Annotated in this window: 12 protein-coding genes, 1 tRNA gene and 2 pseudogenes; 10 read left to right on the forward strand and 5 right to left on the reverse strand. The window is 34.2% G+C overall.

Features of this window, described 5'->3' with window-relative positions:
- Positions 1-210 precede the first annotated feature (210 nt).
- The 10 genes and pseudogenes from GO685_RS00355 (at position 211) to GO685_RS00400 (ending at position 9852) form a co-directional block, all read left to right on the forward strand.
- Positions 211-1440 (forward strand): lipoprotein-releasing ABC transporter permease subunit, encoded by a 1230-nt coding sequence (locus GO685_RS00355; protein ID WP_175937064.1) that lies wholly within the window; start codon positions 211-213, stop codon positions 1438-1440.
- Positions 1433-2164 carry a hypothetical protein gene (locus GO685_RS00360; protein ID WP_175937065.1) on the forward strand — a complete coding sequence of 244 codons (732 nt, stop codon included), beginning with the start codon at positions 1433-1435 and terminating at the stop codon, positions 2162-2164. Before GO685_RS00355 ends, GO685_RS00360 begins: the two co-directional genes overlap by 8 nt.
- Positions 2161-3381, forward strand: a complete 1221-nt coding sequence (locus GO685_RS00365) for a heme biosynthesis protein HemY (protein ID WP_175937066.1) — start codon at positions 2161-2163, stop codon at positions 3379-3381. The genes GO685_RS00360 and GO685_RS00365 overlap by 4 nt, the downstream gene beginning before the upstream one ends.
- Positions 3382-3678: 297 nt before the next feature.
- Positions 3679-5118, forward strand: coding sequence for a hypothetical protein (locus GO685_RS00370; RefSeq protein WP_175937067.1), 1440 nt, complete (start codon positions 3679-3681; stop codon positions 5116-5118).
- 4 nt (positions 5119-5122) lie between these two features.
- Complete coding sequence (locus GO685_RS00375) at positions 5123-5731, forward strand: hypothetical protein (protein WP_175937068.1); 609 nt, start codon at positions 5123-5125, stop codon at positions 5729-5731.
- Positions 5732-5735: 4 nt separating this feature from the next.
- A pseudogene (locus GO685_RS00380) lies at positions 5736-6551 on the forward strand (hypothetical protein).
- Between the two features lie 12 nt (positions 6552-6563).
- Positions 6564-6637 (forward strand) — tRNA-Arg (locus tag GO685_RS00385).
- 61 nt (positions 6638-6698) lie between these two features.
- Positions 6699-7181, forward strand: a complete 483-nt coding sequence (ssb, locus tag GO685_RS00390; RefSeq protein WP_175937069.1) for a single-stranded DNA-binding protein — start codon at positions 6699-6701, stop codon at positions 7179-7181.
- A 9-nt stretch (positions 7182-7190) separates the two neighbouring features.
- The gene (dapA, locus tag GO685_RS00395) at positions 7191-8123 is read left to right on the forward strand and encodes a 4-hydroxy-tetrahydrodipicolinate synthase (protein ID WP_175937070.1); all 933 of its coding nucleotides are present in this window, start codon (positions 7191-7193) and stop codon (positions 8121-8123) included.
- A gap of 208 nt (positions 8124-8331) precedes the next feature.
- Positions 8332-9852, forward strand: a pseudogene (locus GO685_RS00400) (type II secretion system protein GspD).
- Here the strand turns inward: GO685_RS00400 and GO685_RS00405 are convergent.
- The 5 genes from GO685_RS00405 to GO685_RS00425 all read right to left on the reverse strand — a co-directional run bounded on the left by GO685_RS00405 (position 9842) and on the right by GO685_RS00425 (position 15482).
- A complete protein-coding gene (locus GO685_RS00405; RefSeq protein ID WP_175937071.1) occupies positions 9842-10633 on the reverse strand; it encodes a P44/Msp2 family outer membrane protein in 792 nt (263 codons plus the stop codon). The pseudogene GO685_RS00400 and the gene GO685_RS00405 sit on opposite strands and share 11 nt — an antisense overlap.
- A gap of 19 nt (positions 10634-10652) precedes the next feature.
- Positions 10653-11888 carry a tRNA (N(6)-L-threonylcarbamoyladenosine(37)-C(2))-methylthiotransferase MtaB gene (mtaB, locus tag GO685_RS00410; protein ID WP_175937074.1) on the reverse strand — a complete coding sequence of 412 codons (1236 nt, stop codon included), beginning with the start codon at positions 11886-11888 and terminating at the stop codon, positions 10653-10655.
- A 541-nt stretch (positions 11889-12429) separates the two neighbouring features.
- Complete coding sequence (gatC, locus tag GO685_RS00415) at positions 12430-12783, reverse strand: Asp-tRNA(Asn)/Glu-tRNA(Gln) amidotransferase subunit GatC (protein ID WP_175937072.1); 354 nt, start codon at positions 12781-12783, stop codon at positions 12430-12432.
- Positions 12773-13699, reverse strand: a complete 927-nt coding sequence (locus GO685_RS00420) for a ribose-phosphate diphosphokinase (protein ID WP_175937073.1) — start codon at positions 13697-13699, stop codon at positions 12773-12775. Before GO685_RS00420 ends, gatC begins: the two co-directional genes overlap by 11 nt.
- A gap of 652 nt (positions 13700-14351) precedes the next feature.
- A complete protein-coding gene (locus GO685_RS00425; RefSeq protein WP_175937075.1) occupies positions 14352-15482 on the reverse strand; it encodes a cation:dicarboxylate symporter family transporter in 1131 nt (376 codons plus the stop codon).
- Positions 15483-15593: the final 111 nt, after the last annotated feature.

Raw genomic sequence — 15593 nt, forward strand, 5'->3', positions numbered from 1 at the left:
ATTTGACAAGACTGCTGAGGTTTTCATGGGTTTTTTAAACTTCGTTGGTTCTCTCATATGGCTTCTCTAAAATTTTGTTCACAGAGACTAGAGATGCTCTATAAGCATTTTAAATTTCAAGAAATAAAAATCTCTAGTTTTTAAGTGAAGAAAAGTCTACAATTACATGAAATCTCAGGAGTATAATATTTAACTTCAAAATATTTTGTAATGTCCATTGCCTTTGAAGTTACTATGGCTGTTCGCTATTTGCGAGCAAAAAATGCCAGGTTTTGCTCTATCATGACTTTGTTTTCTATTATTGGCATTGCTCTTGGAGTTGCAACGCTAATAGTGGTGATGTCTGTAATGAACGGATTTAGAGCAAAATTGCTTGACTCAATACTTGGCATTGATGGCCATGTTAATGTTTATTTCGATAGAAACATAAATTCAGATTATCATGCAGTATCAAAATCTATTGAGAAGATTCCAGGTGTATTGAAAACAACTCCTATGATCAGTGACCAAGTGATCATTGCAGCAAATGGTAAAATTACAGGTAGCGTGGTGCGAGGTGTATCAGTTAAAGACTTATTTAATAATACTGCTGTTACAAATAATGTAATTGTGGGTAATGTAAAAAAATTTGATGAAGGGGTGATAATAGGAGCACGATTAGCAGAAGCTTTGAACATTGACTGTGGCAATAAAATTGTGCTTATATCACCTGAAGGATTTGATGCATTGTTCGATGATATGCCAAGAATGAAAGAATATGAGGTTATCGCAATATTTGATATGGGTATGTTTGAGTATGATAATACTTTAATGTATATGCCCATAAAATCAGCACAGGCTTTTTTTAATTATAAAGACAGTATAAGAAATATAGAAGTATTTGTAGATGACATTACTAAGGCTAATGAGCTAGCAAATGCTATAGAAAAAGAGACAGGAATGGAAGCTGAAAGTTGGCAATTACAACAAAGCCACTATTTTAATGCTTTAAAGACTGAAAGAAATGTGATGTTTTTAATTCTCACTTTGATTATCATTGTAGCAGCATTCAATATTGTCTCAAATTTAATGATGATAGTGCAAGAAAAGAAATCTGCAATTGCAATCATGCGTACATTTGGTGCAACAACTGGAAGCATTATGCGCATATTTTGCACTTGTGGGCTACTGATTGGTTTTATAGGAACTTGTCTTGGCTGTATTATAGGTGTTGTTTTTTCTCTCAATATTGAAAATATTAGAGTGTTTTTAGAGAGCATCACTAACGTTAAATTGTTTGATCCTATGATATACTTTTTTTCAAGCTTGCCAGTGATATTAGTTCCCCAAGACGTGGTAAATATTTCTGCACTTGCATTGTTTCTGTCATTTTTAGCAACAATTGGTCCTGCATTACAAGCAGCTGCGCAGGATCCTGCGGAGATACTACGTTATGAATGATACTCAGCAAAAATGCATAGGTTGGTTCTTAATTGTGTTATTGTTTGTCAGTTATATTACAATAAATAACATAGTATTTTTAAAAATAAATCAGCAAGAAAGCGAGGATAATATAAAGGTTTTGACGGAAAACATGGATGAGCTCAAGATGTTACTTGAGGTTAATCAATCTAGAATAGAAAAAAAGATGTTTGAACTAAAGAGGAATCTGCACACTCAATGTGAGCAAGGTGATGGTAGTTCAAGGCATAAGAACCTTGCAAAATTGCTGCTACTTGTGATTCAAATGAAGAATTCGTTGTTACAAGAAGCAAGATTTGATAATCATATAAATTCAATAAAGCCTTTAATATCGGAGCTTGATGACCCAGAGATAGAGAACGCAGTGAGTGAATTGGAAAGTTTAAAAGAGGTAAATACTTTATATGAGTTGAAATTATCTTTTGAAAAGACCACTGCTGTTATTGACTATAATAAGAGTACATTCTTTAAAAGAATTATTTCCAACTGGATAAAAGTAAAAGATAAAAACGATCCACTGAGAGTAAAGTTGGCAGAAATTGAGGAGTCAATAAACGATAATGATTGGCAGGGCATAGCTACTACAATAGGCGATTTAACACATCCGGAATTTAAACCATGGATCAGTAAATTGAACGGTTTTATTGTAGCTTCTAAGAATATTTCAATAATATATCATCACTTGTTACAATATATCTCATGATTTACTTCATAGTTTTCGCTCTCTCTTTTTTATTTGGCATATGGGTCAAAGTGAGCGGTGAAGTAATGAGATTAGAATTAGGCAGTTACACTATAAGTGTTGATCTATATTTCATTATTTTCGCTTGTGTATTTTTATTGTTTTTATTAGTTATACTTGCACGCTTTTGTTCTTCCATTTCATCAACATTTGCCAACATAAGGAATAGAAGAAAGGATAAAGAAGAATTGCTTCTTTTTGAAGCTCTTTTTAGCATGGATTTGGGCAATACAGAGAACGCTCACAAGCTAGTTAAAAATTTAAATGAGGAAAGCGATAAGTTATCTTTAATAAAGCTCTTTAACTCAGGTAAGATGGGAAATTACAGCTTCTTCAGCAACGGTTTAACAAGTATTGCAAGTAAAAATCGCAACTTAGCTCTACTTCTGGCCAATAAACTGATTGTCTACCTCAAGCAAGAGGGGGCAATCTTTCAAAAATTCATAGAGTATTGCTCAAGTTCGGTTAATGATAAAATTCTGTCTATTCCCTTTCAAATAGAGCATTGCATATTACAAGAAGATTGGGCTTGCGCAATTTTGAAGTTAAAGGAAGCTGCGAAGTTCAATATTTTTCTTCCTTTTGATCGCAAAAAAATGTTAGCAGTTTTTTATTGCGCTTTAGCAAAGCAATATGAAAGTAAAGGGAATTATAAGGAAGCTATAAAGTCTTTATTTAGAGCGCAAAATCATTGCGCAACTTTTCAGCCTATCAATTATTTAAAGGCGAAATTATATATTAAACTTGGAAAAATCAGAAAAGCTTCTGCAGTACTAGAGGCAGAGTATACAGTAAATCCTACTCCTGAGTCAGCAAAAATTTACATCAGTTTAAATAGTAAAGGTGCTGAAAAACTATACGGCTTGCGTCCTGATTATTATTTTAGTTATTGTTTACTTGCTTTATCTTCAATTAGCTTAGGTAAGTATGATCTTGCAAATCAACATCTAGGCATTGCTATGAAAAAAGCTAATTACATATCAGTCTACCTTATTATGGCGCGGCTTCAAATTAAATTGCAAGAATACGACGAGGTAGTTCACTTACTAAACAAGATGGGCTCAGAAGCTTTGCCTGACCCATGTTGGAAATGTAAAAACTGTAGTAAACAGCTAAAGCAGTGGGATTACAAGTGTTCAAGTTGTAATAGCTTTAATTGTGTGTATTATGTTCAATAGTAGCTTATATATAGCTATTATTTCTCACACTGCTTAGCTGCACAGATACCACTTTTTTACCTCACGTATTAATACTATATTAATCATAACCAGGCTAATGATTTATGTCAATTAAAATTGTAAAATAAATTTTCTTAATTTTGTTATATAAATAGGTTAATATCAGTACTAAATTTATCAATAAATTATAATATAAATAATGTTGTTGTAGAAATTTATAACAATATTTCCCTATAACGTTTAATAAATTTCAATAAATTGCTTTTTTAATTATGGATAAGTGTACACTTTGTTAATATGTTTAGTTTAAAATCCAAAAGCAGGTTCATGCTTTCTGTTGGAGAAGGAGGTATAATATTACTATATTTCAAAAATAACACTTTAAATAAAAGATATTTCATTAAGGACAAAAATGATAAAGCAGTATCTGATCTAAATTTATGCCTTTCATCGGATAAAAAAGCACCTTTGTATCTAGTGCTCAATCATGCAGATCAGAATTACTTGCTACAATCCATTCCAAAAGTAAATAGGATTAGTGCCTACCTATCAGCAAAAGCAAAGGTGGAGCATTTTGCTTGCAATAACGATATAAGCTCAGTTTATTTGGTTGAGAAACCAAATAAATTTAACCAAAACTGGTATTATCTTCTTGTGTCATCAAAAGCAAAACATTTAGTGGAATATTGGTTGAATGTGTTTATAGAGATAGGCTCTAACTTTAAGGGAATATTAATGTTTCCTATAGAAATAGATAATATGGCAAAAAAGGTCTTATATAAAGACCCTGATAATTGGAAGATCATAGTTGTTGCAACCAAAACTGGAGGCTATAGACAAGTGGTTTTTAAAGAGAATAAAATGGTATTTACGCGTTTAGTGCCGTTTACTAAGGATAATCTACCAGGAATTATTGCGGGTGGAATATATCAAGAAGTGCGAAATACTATTCGGTCCTTAACTAAGTTTGGCCTCAAGAAAAACGACCTTATCGACCTTTGCATGGTAGTACCAGAAGATATTAAGACTAGTTTATCAGTCATAAGTTTTTCGGAAAATAGCGTGAGCATATTCACTCCATATGAGCTGGGCAAATTGCTAGGGTTAGAATTAGTTGTGAGTGAGAAAGACAGTTTCTGCGATACCATAATTCTATTCCACAGTTTTAAGAATAAGCCGGCAGCTATTTTCAATACAAAAGAAACTAAAGAATTTTATTTATTAAATTACCTTTATTTGCACTCTCCTCGAATTTTTCTATACTTTGCTTCAATTTTCATTGTAATCAACACCCTTTATTTGTTAAATTTGCATTCGAATCTTAACGTTGCCGGTAATTTATCAGCAAGAAAGGGAGCCTTAGATAATCAATTAATGAAACTCAGCCAAAACTATAATGTGAAAAGAATAAGTGAGGTCTATGATTTTATTAACATCAATAACATTTTATCTAAGATGGAATATTCTCCTCTTGTGCAAGTGAGGTATGTAGAAAAATTAAAAGTACCGGGTGTAGAACTTCAATCATTTAAGTGGAGTTATAATGAGGCGGAAAATTATATTACTACGACTTTAAGTTTTGACCTTCAACCTGATAAAGATATTTCTTATCAATACAAGGAACTACAAAAAAAATTAAACAACAACTTTCGCACCTATGACATTGATATTTCTAGTTTTCCTGTCACTAAAAAGCAAAATATATCTATTGATGTTAAAATAGGAGAGGCTATGTAAACTAATGAATATCTTCCAGTTAAAAAAAAGAGTTGCAATTCAACTTGTGTTTTATTTGTTATTATCTGTTGGGTTAATAGGGGCGTTAACTTACGCTGTTATTTATAGCAAAAAAGTCCATAGTAAAAACCAAAATGCCATTGATGAGATACGTTCTATAAATTTACAAATCACTGAAGTCCAAAAAAAGGAAGTTGTTTTAAATAAAAACCTAGATTTGTGGAAAAGAATTTCTTCTTCAAATTTACACAGCAGCAGATACATTGCAAATTTGAATTTTGAGCTTGGTAAGCTATATAAAAAATACTACATACTAGAGCCTGAAATATCAATTTCCATACCTGAGGAAGTTGAATTACACGGTGAAAGTGAACACACAAAAGTGATAAAAAGTGAAGTTACCCTAAACTTCAGTTCAATTAGCGATAAACATATTTTTTTATTTTTACAGTCTATTCCAAGTCTGCCTGGTTATGTTACGATCAAATCTCTTATTCTGAATAAAGAGAGAGACATTGATGCTGCAACTATGAATCAGATTTTGAATGGTAATATGATAGAGATAGTGAGAGCCAATATGGTCTTTGACTGGTACACTATACTAAATAGATGAAATGATGAAGATAAAGCTGCTTTTTATTTTCACTCTACTGTTTTTCAGTGTGAATGTATATTGCAGTTGTAAAGGTATTATAGAAAGCATAGAAATTTGTAAAGAATATACTTGTCGGCAATATATTGGCAATGAGGACTTTATCGAGCACAGAATACTGGGATTAAGTAGCAAGGGTTTATGTGTACATATAGAAAAACAAGATAATGATGAAATGGTTTGCTATCACTCTAAGCATGGGGTAATGATGGAGAAAAAATATTTCGAGAGCGTTTTCAAAGTTGGCAATCAAGAAGTCGATGATTTTATTAACATAGCAAATTTGCGTGCAAAAGAATGTTTCTTTATAAACGATCGAAAAACAAGTTACACTGATCAGGATGATATAATAAAGGAAGCAGTGGAGAGTGACTTTGACGCCTTATCACAATACAGTGATATAAAAAGCATTTTTTTTGATGAGGAACCAATTAATAAGATAATCAGTGAAATGGAAAAATTTCACCTGCGGTCTTCGGGAGCTGCAGAAGAAAGGATATTAGACAATTTCAATTATAAGATGGTAAGTTTAGATTCGATTTTGTACTTTTCTTCTGATACGTGGGGAATATGGGTGAATGGAAGGCTGTTTTCGAACGCCAAGGATTTAAAAGTTCATTCAGTGACTGAAAACTATGTAACTTTTGTATGGATTGTAGACCAAAAAGTAATAAAAAAGCGAGTAAATAATTCTTAGAATGTATATTTAGGCGATGGGAATGTTATGTTCACGCTTTATCCAGGCCAAAAATTTGACTTAGATAGCTTATCTATTAGATAATTTAATATATGTGCGCTTGTAGCTCAGTTGGATAGAGCGTTGCTCTCCGGAGGCAAAGGCCGTGGGTTCAAATCCCTCCAAGTGCATTAGATTTGACAATAGTATTTTCGCATAAGATAATATAAAAAGTTTATTCAAAGCATAATTATGTCTAGTGGTACTATAAATAAAGTCATATTAATTGGTAATTTAGGAAGGGATCCTGAAATTAGAACTATGCAAAATGGAAAAGAGATGGCAAGTTTTTCAATAGCCACATCTGAAAGTTGGACTGATAAGTCTTCCGGTATACGCTCTGAAAAGACAGAGTGGCATAATATTGTAGTGTTTAGTGAAGGATTAGTAAAAGTCGTCAAGGATTTTGCACGCAAAGGCAGTAAAGTTTACATTGAAGGTTCTTTGAGAACTAGGAAATATACTGACCAAAGTGGTAGTGAAAGATATATCACAGAAGTGTTGCTACAGAATTTTAGTGGCGTTCTTGCACTTTTGGACTCACGAAATAGTGCACCAAGCCCTGATTATAAATCAAATGAATACAAGCAAAACGAAACAGAGCAAAAAAATCAGTATGAAAGTTTTGACAGTGAGATAAAAGAAGAGCTAATCGATGATGAAATACCATTTTAATAACTTCAATTGAAATCATTATCTACATTTCTATGGACTGCTTGTGTCACGCCTTTTAATTGTAGCGGAGATAGCATAGATTACCGCAGTTTGCAGCGTTTACTGACAATGCAAGCTGAAGCTGGAAATGGCGTAGTGTTGCTAGGTAGCACAGGTGAGGGCCTATCACTCACTGATTCTGAAAAACGTACATTAGTTGAATTCGTGTGTAAGCTGGAATTAAACACGAAAATTATGGTTGGCGTACCGGGAGTGAATTTACATCAGGCCCTCAAGTGGCTTGACTTTTGCAAGGATATTCCTATTCATGGTTATCTCATGACAACTCCAATTTATACAAAGCCTGGAATCATGGGGCAAACTTTATGGTTTGAAAAGCTACTTGAGAAAGCACATGTGCCAGCTATGCTTTATAACATTCCATCGAGAGCAGGAGTAAATCTCCATGTTGAAACTGTGCGTAACTTATCCAGCCACGAAAAATTTTGGGCTATCAAAGATTCAAGTGGCACTTTTGATACTTTAATTGAATATAAAAAAGTCGCGCCAAACGTCGAAGTTTTTTGTGGAGATGATAATATGATATCTGATATGGTTGCTTGTGGTGCAACTGGCTTGGTTTCTGTTGCCTCCAATATTTGGCCACACGTAGTGCATGAATATGTTAAGCGATGCCTACTGTCATTCCAGCACATGACGTTGGAATCTAGAAAAAAAACAACTGCTCAAATGACAGAAGATAACGTAAAAAACTCAGCAGATGTTTGGCAACAAGCTTGCAAAGCACTATTTATTGCCAGTAACCCCATACCCACTAAAGCACTCCTGCATGATATTGGGCTTATAGAACACAAAACTGTCCGCCTACCACTCAGCACAGAAGACTTGACTTCTGTTGAAACGTTAAGGCAAGTGAATGCTTGGATGGAAAGAATCAACTAACAGGTAGGTAACATTTATTAACATTATTAGGCTTCCTGTACGACCATATAAAAAAAACAGAACGTGTGCCAGTGCCTCTCCTTCTGTCATTGCCCCTGTAAATTTGTAGCATTTAGTGCAGTGATTTTGCCGAATGAAAACAAAATTAAATACATTTTTAATATTTTTATAGAAATCTATTAGAATGGTTTTATATGCTTTTTTTCTAATGACCATTTTTAGATGCTCAATGCTCCTTTTTATCATCTCCTGTATATGCTTACCTACTCAGGGATATACTACCCAAATAGACAACAAAAATCATCATGATATTGAGCATGACCACTCACTGAGGCAATGCAAGGGCAAAATTTTTCTTTCGGAGAGCAACGAACCAACAGTACCAGAGATTGTACCTTTGCCCGTAAAGTTTCCTGATTTCACTGCCAGTAGTCAGCTTATTTCTATTAATATTGGTGAAGAAGTGCCAGTAAAGGACTTGCTGATTGAGATAGGGAAACTTTCTGACATTAACTTGGATATAGATCCAAAAATATCAGGCAATATTATTTTAAAGCTAAAAGACAAAAATATAAATGAAGTAATTCAGAGCATAACTGATAGCGCCAAACTGCCTTACTCAACAAGTAATGGTGTGATTAGAATTGAGCAAGATTTACCGTACACGCAAAATTATTACGTAGACTTCGTCAACATTCAACACTCTGCTCAAAGCAGTTTTGTTGTTAACAACAATATTACCAGCAGTGATGGGATCAATGCCGATAAGGATTATAATAGCGTTATGAAGTCTCAATATAGCAGCGATTTATGGAACTCATTGGAAAAGGTATTGAATGCAATAATGGATGTCAACGGGGTGAATGATGGAGAATTTCTTTCATCTAATAGAGAAGCCGGTGTTATTATTTTGAATGCTAGAAAAAGCATCCACAAAGCTGTTGAAGAATATATTAATAAAGTTAAGCAGTGAGCGTCTTCTCAAGTAATGATAGAGGCAAAGATAGTTGAAGTTGTGTTAGACGATAAGTACCTTTCTGGTATCAACTTAGACAACTTACGCGATGGAACCAAACCTGTAATGAATCAAGATAATTCCATTATTAATCTAGCAATGAACTTCGGTGTGGGTGATCTAGGGAATTTAGTAAAAAGCTTAGATAAATTTGGTACTTCAACTGTGATTTCAAGCCCTAGAGTACATGCCATAAATAATCAGCAAGCGATGATTTCTTTCACTAAAAATCACGTTTATTTTACCTCTGATATACAAAAAAACTCCAATCATACCTTAGTTACCAAAATGAATAGTGTTCCAATAGGCGTTGTGTTAATAATCTGTCCAAGCATCAATATTGATACTAGTGAAATATTCATGGATATACACCCAACCTTATCGAGAATTAACGGCTACACTAAAGACCCAAATATAGAGTACATCGCGCAGCAGAGTAAAACAAAACTAAATAGTAACATTCCAATTATTGAAACTAGGGAAATGAACTCTATGTTAAAAATCAAGAGTGGTGAAGTTATGGTAATTGGCGGACTTATAGAGCATAGAGAAGATAAGCAAAGCCTTAAAGCTACATTGCATCAGAAGTCAAAAAGGTTAGCGGATAACATGAGAACAGTAGAAACCGTCATCTTTTTAAAAGCAACAATTGTACCAACGTTTGGTTTGTTAGATAAAAAGGATGAGAATTTATATATATTAACTAAAAACTAAACATCAAACCGATTTCAACATTATGAGTTGATATGTCATCTGCAACAGGTATTGGAATGCTGAAGTAACGATAACCAAGGAAGGCTTTGACTTCCGGAATTATTGAATAATTAACACCAAGTTTCACTTGATAAGCAAACCAAGGAACATTCAATGGCATTGAATTTTTAGGTGAACCATTAACCTTTTTAAATCTAAAAACTGTTGGTCCTATACCAAGACCAATATATGGAGCAAATTGTGTATCCTGAATACTAAGGTTATAATAGAAGTTTAACAAAAATGCGAATATACTAGCTGACCTATCAAATACCGCAGGAGAATCACCACCTTCAATATTGATTCCAGAATACATAGCTTCGAAGTCAATTCTGCCATTTTCTCTAGCATAGTAACCCACAGATATGCTGCTGAGCCACTGGAAATCAATTTTACCATTGAATTGCTGTATACTTTTAATTTCACCTGCCACTATATTTTTCATTATAGAACCGAAACGGTTTTCAACTAAAGTGAGAACTCTCTCTCCGATTGCTTTTATGCCATTCATACATGTCTCTGAGTTATCGTGATATATCTTGCCACCGTTGGCGCTAATATAGAAATTAAGTCTTTTGTCTTTAACTGATGTAGCTTCTTTTTCATCATATTTTCTAGATTTATGGCACACAAGTTTGTCTGCAAGCATTAGATCTTCAACATCACCTGCATTAGCCTGAGCGGAAAAAAAGCTAATACATAGGATTATCAATGCATCAAAAACAGTAGATCTTTTCATCATAAACAAGTTTTTTCTCACATCAAGAAGTTAAGAAACCAATTAAATAACCATTTTCCATTCCTATAACGTTAGCTTTTACAATGCTTTTAGCCTGCACCTCTGATGAAAGCTTTATTAGTGCAAAATTTTCCGCCCTGCCGATATTATTTTGCTCAACTAAAACGCTTTGTTTAGTGCCGATCAAAGATTGATAAAAGTTACTCATCATTTCTCTACTTATTTCCCTTAAGTTTTTTACCCTTTCTTTACGCACACTCTCTGGCACTTGTGGCATTAGTGCAGCAGGCGTGTTCTTTCGCTTTGAATATGGAAAAGCGTGTAGGTAAACTATGTTCGTTTCCTTTAGTAGATTAACAGTATCTTGAAACATTTCATCAGTTTCCGTTGGAAATCCAGCAATAATATCAGCACCAAACGCTATATTAGGCCTCAATTCCCTTACTTTATGGTAAAATTCTATCACTTGTTCTCTACTATGACGACGTTTCATCCTTTTTAGGATTAAATTATTACCAGATTGCAAACTTAAGTGTAAATGTGGCATAAATCTTGATTCGTTAACTATTAAGCTCATTAACTCGTCGTCAATTTCAGCAACATCAATGGAAGAAAGCCTAAGTCTCTTCAATTCCGGTACATCCTTTAAAACTCTCCTGATCATTGAACCAAGTGAAGGTTTGCCAAATAAATCTGTACCAAAATCAGTAACATCAACACCTGTAAACACTACTTCTTGGTAGCCATTTGCTACAAAAATCTTGATTTGCTCTATAATATTGTTGATTGGTACGGATCGGTTGTTTCCTCTTGCTTCAGTGATTGAGCAAAATGTACAGCTATGATTACAGCCATTTTGGACTTCAATAAATGCTCTTGATTTATCTTCAAGCTTATTAATTAAAATAGGTTCTGATTTGCTTGCTTGATTATCACTGACTAATATTTTGTTATTATTTAGCAAGTAATTTTCAGTCTTTAGCTTATCTTGATTGCCCAGCACTTTGCTTACACCAGGAATGTTACTGTACGATTTAGGATCTAATTGAACGGCACAGCCAACTACAATAATTTCTTTACTTGGATCATTTTTATGAATCTTACGTATTTTCTGTTTCACCTGGCGTTCTGCTTCATTTGTCACTGCACAACTGTGTACTACAACGACATTTTTTCTCTCTGCTTTTCTTAGTGCTTCTTTAATTAACTCACTCTCATAAAAATTCAAACGACAGCCAAATGTTACTACTTCATTCATGCTAGACTTCAATCGATTTTGTAATTTAATTATTATATCAAACATTCAAGTAAAGTCATTAAGCCTCTTATAACCAGGCTCAGAAACATGAGAATGATTTGCCTCAAGCAAAAATTTGATGAAGGTAGAAAGGTGAGAGAGATTGAAATAGTAAAAAACCTACTTAAATCTGATGTATATCAACTCAGTAGCTGAATCCACTCAGCAACTGCGGCTACGTCGACAAGACAACCTGAAAGTTACACTAACTTTTGAATCTGCCATAAGTTTTACCAAAGTCTACCACTGTGGCTAGTACACAGCATCTTTTTTAATTCTTCAATAAAGAAAGTGTGTAACTGCGTCAGCTTAGTATATATTAAAACCAGCTTAAGGAATATTAACCCAGAAAAATCGCACCAACTTGACGTTGGTGCTTGAAGCTACTTATCCTTTTACAGAAAAAGTCTTATAGTATAACAGGTGAATTTGGGAAAGTCAACTATTTTTTTCATACTTTATCATGCCACCACACTTTGGAACTGTACAACACAGCCTTATTTCAATCGTTTATAACCTTTGGCACTACAAAATATCCATGCTCAGATTTTGTGTTGGATAATATCTCCTCTTTAATGTTCTGAGCATTAACAACGTCATCACGTACGTGAATGTCCTTATCTATACTACCATAACGTATAGGAGAAACACCTTCAGTGTTAACTTGCAACAAAATATCATGTATCCAATCCAGCATCGTTAGTTCTTTGGAGTAGTGCTCAATTTCGCCATTTGATAACTTAATTCTTACAAGCTGTGCAATTTTAAGCATTTCTTCCTTAGTAATTGTTACTTTTCTTTTGTTCACAAACTCTATTAGCGAAGTGATGACGTCTTCTGTTGATCTAGCTGGCATTCTTATCCTCTTTAATGAAGTGAACCAAAATATTTGCAGTTGAAACAACTTCTATTTTACCAGTTTTTTCAAATTTGTGAAGTATGGTGTCTGTGATCACTAATTTATCCAGAGAAGAGGAAGAGATTTTTTCAATTGCATTTCCCGAAAGCACACCATGTGTGATGCATGAAATTACAGACTTTGCCCCGTGACTTCTCAAAGCAAGAGCGGCATTGCACAATGTTCCACCAGAATCAACTATATCATCGACGATGACACAATTCTTATCTGTCACTTCTCCTATTACATTCATTACCTGAGATGTACCTGCTTTCTCTCTATATTTATCTATTACGATAATCTTATTACTCAATTCCATCTCATACTTTTTTTCTAAAGTCTTTGCAAAAGCACGCGCTCTACCGATTGCTCCAACATCGGGTGCAACTATTGCCAAATTCTCCGTGTGTATAGAGTCAGGAAATGCTTCAAGGCAGCTCAAATTAGCGACTGGTATATCAAAAAATCCTTCAGTTTGACTCGAATGCAAATCAATAATTGCAATACCATTTGCACCTGCAGCCTGGATGAGATTTGCAGCTAATTTCGCACTCAAAGCAGATTGCATATTGTCATTTTTAATAACCCTATCTTGCCTGCTATATCCATAATAGGGAATAATCGCCGTTATTCTTTTAGCTCCCAATCTCTTTACTGCATCAATTGTGATCAGCAGCTCCATAAGATTGTCATTTGCAGGAGGAGAAATTGACTGTATTATATATACCGCTTGATTATAAACATCGCCTCCCACGTACACATTCATCTCGCCATCGGCAAATTTTGATACCTGAGTAAGGGATGGTTGAACACTTAGCTTATTAACTATTGATTCCCCTAATTCTTTACTAGCGCTACCTATTATTATCTTCATAATCTATCAATTGAATTGTAAGATTATACAGAAACTATGGAGTGATTAAAACTCTATTCTAAAGTCCTTATCTCCTGTCATCCCAGTGCGCGACGCTGGGATCTCATTTCACTTTATGACAACATTTGTTGTAAAAACAAATGTTCGTTCATGAATTGCTTTAATATTTAAGAAATTTACCAAATGAGGAAAAAAGCAAAAGAAATCCTGGTCGGTATTTATTTTTAGTATTGGCGTTTTTATGCCTTAAACGCTGCAATTTAGCTGCTTTTAAACGCAACTAGTCTAAGCTATAATATTTAAGAAATTTACCAGACAGAGGAAAAAGACAATAAAACCCCGAGGTAGCTAGTTATTCCACTCTCTATTTTAAAATCCGGTGTTGGGTGATGTCTTAAACGACTTATGAGCGCGTTTCAGCTTGAAAACCAGAAGTTTTAAAAAGACATGCAGTGCACATAGTGCGAAAAATTAAACAATAGTACGCCAAATACAAGTTTCCTTGTCATTTTAACCTGTACAGATTGGGAAGTTAAACAAATAGCTTCAGTATCATTATAAGGAAGTTGAAAGAATTTGTCAAGTAGTTTTTTCGCATATGCTAAAGCTGGTTTTATGTGCAAGTTGACAAGAAAAGTCGTATTTAGGCAAACTACTTTAAAGCCCTCTGTTTCTCTCTTGCAAAGAGTCTCCTGTGAAATTTAGTGAATATAATAACCAATGCACCATCTCCAGCAACATTTGCACCAGTGATAATTGGATTAAGAATTACGTAAATTGCGGTTATTAATGACAACATGGCCGGAGAAAAACCCAATCCCTCAAGAAGTCCAAGCACCACAATTATATCGCTGCCTGGCGCTGCTGCAGCAAATTTCAGCAGCAAAAAATACGACAAAAAACCCACATGTTCCCATATTGTTAACGATTGAGTACCGAATGATTCTATGATTACCAAAACCAGAACAATAATACTGAAGCAACTACCAATAGAATTGGTACTTGCAATTACAGGAACCATGGCATCTGCTATATTATGCCCCTTTACATTCTTTTTACTTCCTTCTAAAGTAACAGGTATTGCAGCGCTACTTGACGATGTTGCAATTGCCGTTACCATTGCAGGTAGCATATTTCTCATGCTAGTTAGCCAGTCCTTTGCCTTAAATGAATTTGCGACTCCGTATAGCAATATAACATAAGTGTGGATAACAATTATCATGATAGTAAAAATTGCAATATAATCCTCAAAAACGGCTGATAATGCTTTGTCGTGTTGCAATTTTAAGACAAAACCTAGTATGAATACAGGCATAACAGGAATTAATATTCTTCTGAGAAGAAAGAACGCTATACTCGCTAGTTTTTTAGCGATGATATCACTCTTTTGTGGAATGATTCTATGTACAGTTACTCCAGCGATGAGCCCAAGCAGTAGAGCATGAAAGTTTGAGATCAATGCTGGTAATCTGAATCTCCATGGGCTGCTTAGTGCGCTTTGAGGCAACACTATTTCAGAGTTAATATGAAGATTTTGTGTAATAATATATCCTGTGAGATAACCAATAAGGCTTGAAAACAAATTTGACAAGAAGACCGCCACTAGTAGCAATATGATGAATGTAATCGCTGCATTCTTTAGATTATTAATGCTATTAAATAGCAAAGAAAAAATAATAAAAGGCATTGTAAAGCTCAAAACTTCCTTGATATTCAAGCTCACTGAGTATAAAAAAATCTTTGCATCAACAGGGATTAAATCTCCAAATAAGAACGATAAAATAAAGACAGCAAGTAATGTTAATAACGCTAACTATGGATTAGCCGATAAAGAAAGAGCTGGAAATAGAGGGCTTTTTGGGTTGCATGGAATATGAAATAAGCGTAGAAAAGA

The organism is Wolbachia endosymbiont of Madathamugadia hiepei, assembly GCF_013366855.1.
Taxonomy (GTDB): domain Bacteria; phylum Pseudomonadota; class Alphaproteobacteria; order Rickettsiales; family Anaplasmataceae; genus Wolbachia.

Excerpts from the sequence above, each read along its gene's own strand:
- GO685_RS00355 (WP_175937064.1), top strand. The coding sequence starts at position 211 with ATGTCCATTGCCTTTGAAGTTACTATGGCTGTTCGCTATTTGCGAGCA.
- GO685_RS00360 (WP_175937065.1), top strand. The coding sequence starts at position 1,433 with ATGAATGATACTCAGCAAAAATGCATAGGTTGGTTCTTAATTGTGTTA.
- GO685_RS00365 (WP_175937066.1), top strand. The coding sequence starts at position 2,161 with ATGATTTACTTCATAGTTTTCGCTCTCTCTTTTTTATTTGGCATATGG.
- GO685_RS00370 (WP_175937067.1), top strand. The coding sequence starts at position 3,679 with ATGTTTAGTTTAAAATCCAAAAGCAGGTTCATGCTTTCTGTTGGAGAA.
- GO685_RS00375 (WP_175937068.1), top strand. The coding sequence starts at position 5,123 with ATGAATATCTTCCAGTTAAAAAAAAGAGTTGCAATTCAACTTGTGTTT.
- ssb (WP_175937069.1), top strand. The coding sequence starts at position 6,699 with ATGTCTAGTGGTACTATAAATAAAGTCATATTAATTGGTAATTTAGGA.
- GO685_RS00405 (WP_175937071.1), bottom strand. The coding sequence starts at position 10,633 with ATGATGAAAAGATCTACTGTTTTTGATGCATTGATAATCCTATGTATT.
- mtaB (WP_175937074.1), bottom strand. The coding sequence starts at position 11,888 with ATGAATGAAGTAGTAACATTTGGCTGTCGTTTGAATTTTTATGAGAGT.
- gatC (WP_175937072.1), bottom strand. The coding sequence starts at position 12,783 with ATGCCAGCTAGATCAACAGAAGACGTCATCACTTCGCTAATAGAGTTT.
- GO685_RS00420 (WP_175937073.1), bottom strand. The coding sequence starts at position 13,699 with ATGAAGATAATAATAGGTAGCGCTAGTAAAGAATTAGGGGAATCAATA.